The sequence below is a fragment of the Ignavibacteria bacterium genome, assembly GCA_016873845.1.
Lineage (GTDB): Bacteria > Bacteroidota > Ignavibacteria > Ch128b > Ch128b > JAHJVF01.
In genome coordinates this window covers 1-8,437 of the sequence record VGVX01000093.1, presented here as the reverse complement: position 1 = coordinate 8,437, position 8,437 = coordinate 1, and the positions used below count along the sequence as shown (strand labels likewise).

General features: G+C 35.6%; 8 protein-coding genes and 1 tRNA gene. 6 read left to right on the top strand and 3 right to left on the bottom strand.

Annotation, left to right across the window (positions count from 1 at the left end; translation table 11 throughout):
* Positions 1–905: PorV/PorQ family protein (locus FJ213_12220; protein MBM4176918.1), on the top strand; the 905-nt coding region annotated here is incomplete at its 5' end.
* Entirely contained in the window at positions 902–1,483 is a 582-nt protein-coding gene (locus FJ213_12215; protein MBM4176917.1) for a hypothetical protein, read from the top strand. The genes FJ213_12220 and FJ213_12215, both read left to right, overlap by 4 nt.
* 14 nt (positions 1,484–1,497) lie before the next feature.
* Here the strand turns inward: FJ213_12215 and rseP are convergent, their stop codons facing one another.
* Both rseP and FJ213_12205 read right to left on the bottom strand, forming a co-directional pair.
* Positions 1,498–2,862 carry an RIP metalloprotease RseP gene (gene rseP / locus FJ213_12210; protein ID MBM4176916.1) on the bottom strand — a complete coding sequence of 455 codons (1,365 nt, stop codon included), beginning with the start codon at positions 2,860–2,862 and terminating at the stop codon, positions 1,498–1,500.
* Between the two features lie 8 nt (positions 2,863–2,870).
* Entirely contained in the window at positions 2,871–4,010 is a 1,140-nt protein-coding gene (locus FJ213_12205; GenBank protein MBM4176915.1) for a 1-deoxy-D-xylulose-5-phosphate reductoisomerase, read from the bottom strand.
* Between the two features lie 322 nt (positions 4,011–4,332).
* Here FJ213_12205 and FJ213_12200 point away from each other — a divergent pair.
* Both FJ213_12200 and FJ213_12195 read left to right on the top strand, forming a co-directional pair.
* Positions 4,333–4,407 (top strand) — tRNA-Lys (locus FJ213_12200).
* Positions 4,408–4,444: 37 nt separating this feature from the next.
* The gene (locus tag FJ213_12195) at positions 4,445–4,699 is read left to right on the top strand and encodes a GIY-YIG nuclease family protein (GenBank protein MBM4176914.1); all 255 of its coding nucleotides are present in this window, start codon (positions 4,445–4,447) and stop codon (positions 4,697–4,699) included.
* A 210-nt stretch (positions 4,700–4,909) separates the two neighbouring features.
* Here the strand turns inward: FJ213_12195 and pdxB are convergent, their stop codons facing one another.
* Positions 4,910–6,040 carry a 4-phosphoerythronate dehydrogenase PdxB gene (gene pdxB, locus FJ213_12190; GenBank protein MBM4176913.1) on the bottom strand — a complete coding sequence of 377 codons (1,131 nt, stop codon included), beginning with the start codon at positions 6,038–6,040 and terminating at the stop codon, positions 4,910–4,912.
* Positions 6,041–6,212: 172 nt separating this feature from the next.
* Between pdxB and FJ213_12185 the strand changes: the two genes are divergently transcribed.
* Both FJ213_12185 and FJ213_12180 read left to right on the top strand, forming a co-directional pair.
* The gene (locus FJ213_12185; GenBank protein MBM4176912.1) at positions 6,213–7,646 is read left to right on the top strand and encodes a phosphotransferase enzyme family protein; all 1,434 of its coding nucleotides are present in this window, start codon (positions 6,213–6,215) and stop codon (positions 7,644–7,646) included.
* Between the two features lie 6 nt (positions 7,647–7,652).
* Positions 7,653–8,384 (top strand): nucleotidyltransferase family protein, encoded by a 732-nt coding sequence (locus FJ213_12180; GenBank protein MBM4176911.1) that lies wholly within the window; start codon positions 7,653–7,655, stop codon positions 8,382–8,384.
* The last annotated feature ends 53 nt before the right edge of the window (positions 8,385–8,437 follow it).

Genomic DNA, 8,437 nt, shown 5'->3' with positions numbered 1-8,437 from the left:
GACCTCTTGCAATGGGCGGGGCGTATGTAGCGTTGGCAAACGATGTACTTTCGGGTTATTATAATCCTGCAGGATTATCTCGCCTCGATTATCCTCAAGGTGCATTGATGCATGATGAAAGATTTGCTGGTTTGGTGAATTACAATTATGCTTCAGTTGCTATTCCGTATAGATCTGATATGACTTTCGGAGTTAGCTTAATTCGTTTGGGGGTTGATGGAATTCCCGATACGAGAAATGCTCTAATTGATTTAAATGGAAATCTAAACTTTGATCCCGATGAAAAGCTTGATTATTCAAAGATCACAGAATTCAATTATGCAGATTGGGCATTTTATTTTTCATTCGCCAAAAAATGGCGTGAGAATTTTGCGTACGGAGCAAATCTAAAATTAATTCGGCGTGATATCGGTGATTTCGGTGCGTGGGGAATTGGATTCGATATTGGTGCATGGTATTCGCCATTTGAGAATTTTTATCTTGGTGCAAATATTCAAGATGTTACTACTACACTTATCGCTTGGGATACGGGAACTAATCAATTAGTTTCCCCAACCTTGAAAATCGGAACAGCATATCAATTTAAATTCTTGGCTGGAAAATTCACTCCTGCTTTTGATTTCGATGTGCGATTTGAAAATAGAAGAAGCGCTTCGATGTTCAATTCCGGTCCGGTAAGTTTTGATCTTCATTCGGGACTTGAATATAATTTTAAAGATCTTATCTCAATTCGTGCCGGATACAACGACTTAAAGCAATTCACGTTTGGTACAGGCATTATTTTACCCAAGCTAAATATTGATTATTCATTTGTGAAGTTCGACCGCGAAGGTGAATTAGGAAACACGCATCGTATTTCAATTATGCTTTCGCTTGACGAAACAAAATACCGCCGGTCGAATTGAAGCGGCTTCTATCAATAGTTTGTTTATTCTTATCTATAAGCTTTTTTGAATGTGCTCCTTCAAAATATAAGATTGGAGGAGCAATTTATTTTCCAGCAGAAATTTCGTTCATCGAATCTGTATATTCTTCAAAGAAATCTTTCTCCTCCGCTGTTCCAGAAGGATGGTTCAGTACAATGGATAAAAATCTCGACATTGACGAAATCTGGTTAGCAAAGGAGAATTATTCTGGTGTTATTAAAATCGTAGTCGTACATTTTCCTGTTCCTTTGGAGAAGCAAGAGCTTGAAGAAAGATTGCTAATTTCTGCTGAACTTAGTTTTGAGCTTATGAATAGAAAATTCGGGGAAAAGTTCGCTGTTGTTAGAAAGCCTGCCTTATTCGAATCGGGAAATATTTTATATTCTGATTACGAATTTAAATTCGAAAACGATCAATTTGCCCGCATCCTAATTTTTGAAAAGAATGGAAAAACTTTTGAGCTGTTTGCTTACACATCCGATTATAAAGCATCTCCAAAGATAGACTTGCTCGAATTTTACTCAATTCAGCAGAGCTTGCTTTCTACAATTCAGTAGTAAATTCTTTTCAATTAGAAGTTCATTATATCGGTGTAGATTACAAACGCCATAAAGAGCAAAAGAATTACAAATCCCACATTTTGAATTGCGATTTTAACTTTTGATGGAATTTCTCTCTGAAATATTCCTTCTAATAAAATTATAATTATATGTCCTCCATCGAGAACCGGAAATGGGAGAATATTAATAATAGCTAAACTTAAACTCAGCAGTGCAATAAAATTAATAAAGCTGAAAAGATTAACATCCGCTGTTTGTGCCGCCATTTGAGCAATACGGATCGGTCCGCCGAATGCTTTTGCGAATTCTACCTTGCCCAAAATTACCTTCCCAACTATGTTGAAAAATAAGAGAGTGTTTTCATAACAATTTTTCATTGCCTGCAACCCGGCACCAAAAAATGAATGAGATTCATATTCAACAGGCGCATCTATTATCATTGAACTTAAAATTCCAATTTTGCCCTCCTCGTTTGGTATGACATTCGTTGCGATTGTATCTTTGCCTCTTGCATACATCATCGGGATACTTTTTTCAGGGTTGCTGCTGATAATATCTATTAACTGTTTATTTGAAATTATGTTTTCATTATTCAAACTCACAATGACGTCTTCGCTTTTTAATCCAGCGTTTTCGGCTCGTGAATTTGAAGTTACTTGATTTATCACTACTTTAGTTTGTCTCGGTAACAGTGTTATCCCTTCTGATTTATCGAATTGCAATAAATTACTGTTTACTTGCAATGTCTTTAATTTACCATCTCTCTCAACAACAGCAGTAAATTCTTCACCAATTCTTTTTATGAAAATGTGGTTGAGTATTTCATCCCAATATTTAACTTCTTTGCCATCGACAGAAATTATTTTATCGTTCTGTTTAAATCCAGCAAGTTCTATCGCACTTTTTGAAGGAATGTATCCAACCTCGGTTGTTTTTAAGTGCTGAATAGGCTTGAAAATATTTACTCCCCAGAAAATTAAAAATGCGAGGAGTATATTCATTAATACTCCAGCAGAGATAACAAATAATTTTTTTCCTGTTGATTTAGAACGAAACTCCCATGGTTGCGGTTCATTATTTAAAAATTCTCTATCGAGACTTTCATCTATCATTCCTGCAACTTTCACATAACCACCCAAAGGAAGGATGCACAATCGGTAATCGGTGTTCCCTTCTAAATCAATATCCTTAGGAAGAGATCCAAAAGAAAATCCTTTGAGTTTGTTATAACCAAATAGTCGCTGACCGAAACCAACTGCAAAAGCATCAACGCGCATCTTGCTCAACTTAGCTGCAATGAAATGTCCGAATTCATGAACTGTTATTAAAATGCCAATTGTCAGTACAAAGTAAAATATCGAATTAAATAGTTCCATTTATTTCCTTAAGCAAAATTATTACAAATATCACGAGTAACTTTGTCACATTCAATAATTTCCTCCAAATCGGGATTGGAGTTAAATTTGTTTTTTTCCAATGCACTTTCAATAATATTTGGGATCTTATCAAACGTAATTTTTTTTGTTAAAAATTTTTCTACAGCGACTTCGTTAGCGGCATTCAACACTACTGGATATGTGCCACCGGAATCGAGAGATTTATATGCTAGATCTAAACATCTAAATTTGAGTAAATCAGGTTCTTCAAAAGTCAGAGTGGAATGTTTAGAAAAATCCATAGGTGAAAAATTATGATCCAATCGTTCAGGGTAGCTTAGAGCATATTGAATCGGGAGCTTCATGTCAGGAATTCCAAGCTGAGCTTTTATTGATCCATCAGTAAATTCAACCATCGAATGAATTATTGATTGAGGATGAACCAAAACATCGATTTTCTCATGACCAATTCCAAACAACCATCGGGCTTCGATAACCTCGAGACCTTTGTTCATCATTGTGGCGGAATCGATTGTAATTTTAGTTCCCATTTTCCAATTTGGATGGGCAAGAGCTTCATCGATAGTTATGTTTTGGAATTCATCAGCTTGCCGTTTTAAAAAAGGCCCGCCTGATGCAGTTAAAATCAACTTATTCAGACTATTAATCTTCTCACCGACCAAACATTGAAACACTGCAGAATGTTCAGAGTCTACAGGAATAATTTCAACTCCGTTTTCCTTTGCAAGCTCAGTAATTAAATGTCCTGCTACAACAAGCGTTTCTTTGTTTGCTAATGCAATTCTCTTTTTGTTTTTAACGGCTTCTATAGTTGATTCCATCCCGGCGAATCCGACCATAGCTGCGATTACAATATCGACATTATCGCTTTTTGCAATTTGAATCAATCCAGAGATGGGGAGAACTTCGCACCTTAATAAATTTTGTTCAGTGAGTTTTCCGTATGCCTGGTTATCAGTGACAACAACAGCATCTGGATTGAACTCGCGTGCTTGAGAAACAAGTAACTCAATATTCTTGTGCGTTGTAAGGTAAGAAACTTTGAATTTGTCTGGATACTTTGAAATAACTTCTAAGCTTGAACGGCCAATAGATCCAGTCGATCCAAAAATTGCAATATTTTGAATTCCGTTGTTCAGTAATTCTGTCTTCTAAATTAATTAAATATAAAAATTTCTCTTTAAATATGTTTCTACTGTTAACTTCGGTTGTTAATTTTCATGCAGTAAAGTAATATTTACTACGAAGGGTAAAAATTAATACACTATTGGACCAAGTATTTGGATTAGTATTCTAATTTTTTTAATTTTGCACTCCCTAAGTAAAACTTAGTATAAGAAAATGCTCAGTTAAATAGTTTTGGTTGTGCGCGTAACTCATGTGTTGAGCACTCCGACAGGTCGGAGGGGTCTTTAGTCTGAGTGATATTTTGTTTGAAAAAATGAATTTGGGCGCGTAGCTCAGGGGTAGAGCACCTGCCTTTTAAGCAGGGAGTCGTTGGTTCGAATCCACCCGCGCTCACAATGTAAAGCCTTGATAACTATTCAAGGCTTTTTTGCTTATGAAGAAACATTGGGTGTACATACTGATTTCGGATAGAGGAAGACGATATATCGGTTCAACATCAAACTTAGAGCAGCGAATTTCTCAACATAGTCGAAAGCATAAAGGATTTACAGGGACAAGAGAGGCTTGGGAGTTAGAAATTGCAGTGGAATGTGAATCAATTCTTGATGCAAGAGGATTAGAGTCAAAATTGAAATCATTCAAGAATTCTACAAAAGCAATTGAATATCTAAAGAAAGCTCAGGGGTAGAGCACTCCGACTTGTCGGAGGAGTCGTTGGTTTTCAGAAAATGTTGCCTTTGGAAGAATCCATCCCGATAAATTGGGACAGGCTCCGCGCTCACTTTCTAGCCCATTGTTTTTCAATGATTTAAGCCGATATAAAGTCGGCTTATTTTCTTTTAAAACCCGACTGTCCGTGAAATTGCGCTGTATTTTGAAATAAAAATTAAAAATTACTCTAAACTAAATTAAATCCCAGTTCATAAATAGCAGCTCTTAGACTTTCACTACCATTACTTGATTTGACTTTATAATAGTTAAATTCTCTCCTGACAGGATAGTTCTCCCGTTGACTCTCGAATTCATTGGTCGAGCTTCGTAACTTATAATCATCATCAAGAATATTGTAAGTCGCATTTATACAATCATAAATAATCTTATAAAGCGATTTTTCTTTGCTGTCAAACTCAATCAATAACGGATTATTTGCTGCCGGAAGGTTTTTTGGATACCAGTTATGCTCAAGTCCTAAATAAAAAAAACTATTTACTGCATTAACACAAACTGCAGTTCCGTTTGCTTTTCCCTCGATAGAATATCCTGCAATGTGGGGAGTGGCAATGTCAACCATATTTAAAAGCTCTTGATCAATCTGCGGCTCATTTTCCCAAACATCCAAAATACAGTTCGTAATCTTTTTATTTTTAATCGCATTTTTAAGTGCGTCTGTGGAGATAACTTCTCCACGAGAAGTGTTAATTAGAATTTTATCAGTATTAAAGATTTCAATTAAATTATGATCAAAGAGGTGAAATGTTTTGTTGAGTCCACTAATATTAAGAGGTACATGTAAAGTGATAATATCGGAATGTGCGATCAAATAATCTAAGGGGACAAATTTTCCGCTTCCTTCTTTTCTTTCGCGGGGGGGATCATTTAACAAAACTTTCATTCCAAAAATTTTACTAAGCTTCTCAATTTTGCTTCCGACATTTCCTACTCCTACAATCCCAATTGTCAGTTCGTTTAGCTGGAATTTTTTTTGATTAGCTAAAGTTAATAATGCTGACGCCACATACTGCATGACTGAATTCGAATTGCAACCGGGGGCATTAATCCATTTTATCCCATTCACATCACAAAAAGTTGTATCAATATGGTCGAATCCTATAGTGGTTGTTGCAATAAATTTAACAGAAGAATTTTCAAGAAGCTTTGCATCGCATTTTGTTCTGGTTCTAATGATCAAAGCATCGGCATCATTAACAACTTCATTTGTGATTAGAGCCGGATCGATGTAGGATATTTCTGCGAATGGTTCTAATACTCCCTGCAAAAATGGAATCTTTGAATCTGCGATTATTTTTATTTTATTTTTCAAGTTTGCACAATCAATCTTTTTTCAAATATAATTTAAATGCTGCATGAATGATATAAAACTTATTTTCGACGATTCTGATCTGGGTATGATAGTATCAAAGTGATATTTTATTTCCAACTTTATTCTTAAAAACTTAAATTAAACTAAAAGCAGTTGAAAATTGGATAAGAAACTAGAACAAAATCTTACAAAACTATTTACAGAATGGTGTAGCGAATCGGTGAAGGAAATCTCCCCTCTCCCGCTTTCTGGATCAGACAGAAGATATTTCAGAATTCACGGCTCACACAAAACTGCTATGGGTGTTTATAATCCTGACCGAAGTGAGAATATTGCTTTTCTAACTTTTTCCAGGCATTTCAAATTAAAAGGATTGAATGTCCCTCAAATCTATTCGGAAGATCTTAATAATCATATTTACCTTGAGCAGGATCTTGGTGATGAAACTCTCTTCTCTTTATTAGTAAAAACGCGAGAGAAAGAAAACTTTTCAGAGAATCTCATCAAATTATATAAAGAGATCATCAGCATTATGCCGAGATTTCAAATTGTTGCAGGAAAGGACTTGGATTATTCAGTCTGTTATCCACGCGGTAGTTTTGATCGCCAATCGATGATGTGGGATTTGAATTACTTCAAATACTATTTTTTGAAGCTTGCCAAAATATCTTTTGATGAACAGAAGCTGGAAGATGACTTTCAGAAGTTTTGTGATTTTTTGTTAGAAGCTCCACAGGACTTTTTTCTTTACAGAGATTTTCAATCCAGAAACATAATGATCTTTAATGAAAAGCCGTACTTCATCGATTATCAAGGAGGCCGAAAGGGTGCCCTTCAATATGATATCGCATCACTTCTGTTCGATGCAAAAGCTGATATCCCAAATCAAATCCGCGAAGAACTTTTAACCCATTATATGAACGAAGTGGGGAAGTTCATTAAGGTAGATTCCAAAAAGTTCATGCAATTCTATTATGGATATGTTCTTATTAGGATCACTCAAGCACTTGGTGCTTATGGATTTAGAGGATTTTATGAACGGAAGGAACATTTCTTAAAAAGCGTTCCTTATGCAATCCAAAATCTCGAATGGCTTCTGCAGCATGCTGATCTGCCTGTTCAAATTCCATCATTAATGAAAGCATGGGAAAAACTTGTTCAGTCTTCGTATCTAAGGCAATTCGGTGATGTGAATCTTAGACTGACAGTTCGAATTCAAAGTTTCTCATACAAAAGAGGAATCCCTTGGGATGAAAGAGGACACGGCGGAGGATATGTTTTTGACTGTCGTTCATTACCCAATCCCGGCAGATATAAAGAGTATGAGAGACTAACGGGCAACGATCGAGAGGTAATAGAATTTTTTGGAAAAGAAAAAGAGATGGAAGAATTTCTTTCACACACGATAAGTCTGGTTAAGCATTCGATTGAAAATTATCAAAAGAGAAACTTTACGGATTTGTTTGTATCGTTTGGTTGTACTGGCGGCCAGCACCGCTCAGTTTTTTGTGCGAATAAGCTTGCTGAACATTTAAAATCAAAATATGATATAACTATTGAAATCCGTCATCGTGAACTTGAATCTTTAAGCTGATCAGATATGCGAGCAATGATTTTAGCCGCAGGCTTTGGCACAAGATTAAAACCAATCACAGCACACACCCCAAAAGCTCTAATAGAAATTAATGGGACGCCTTTAATAGAATTACAAATAAAAAAAATTCTCTCTCTCGGCTTTTCGGAGATTATCATCAATGTTCATCATTTGGCTGATAAAATAATTGAGTTCGTTAATTCAAAATCCTGGAATGGAGCGAATATTGAAATTTCCACCGAAGAAAAAATACTCGAAACAGGAGGAGGATTAAAAAAAGCTTCATGGTTTTTTGCAGGTGATGAACCATTTCTTGTTCACAATGTTGATATAATTACAAACCTCAATATCCAACGAATGATCGATATTCATCAGGAAGCGGAGTCGCTTTCAACTATCGCGGTCAGACGGAGGAATACAAAAAGATATTTTTTAATCGATGAAGAAAAAAATCTCTGCGGCTGGAAATCGATCGACAAAAATGAAACATTATTAAAACGAAAACCAGTCGGAGAGATTTCAGAACTTTCTTTCATGGGCGTTCACATGATGTCGCCAAAAATATTTTCTTTCATGCCAAGTGAAGAAAAATTCTCTCTGGTAGATTTATACTTGAATCTCGCAGAAAAAGAATTACCTGTGAAGGCATTTGAAGATAACAACTCCGAATGGTTGGATATCGGGAGGAAAGAAAACCTGCTTATCGCAAAAAATATAGCCAATAAAGTCTTTCAGTGATTTAAGGGCATTAATAATAATAGTACTGTAAAAAAACTCCTTGACAATTTGAT

Coding starts and splice junctions, on each gene's coding strand:
- rseP (MBM4176916.1), bottom strand. CDS start 2,862: ATGGAACTATTTAATTCGATATTTTACTTTGTACTGACAATTGGCATT.
- FJ213_12195 (MBM4176914.1), top strand. CDS start 4,445: ATGAAGAAACATTGGGTGTACATACTGATTTCGGATAGAGGAAGACGA.
- FJ213_12180 (MBM4176911.1), top strand. CDS start 7,653: ATGCGAGCAATGATTTTAGCCGCAGGCTTTGGCACAAGATTAAAACCA.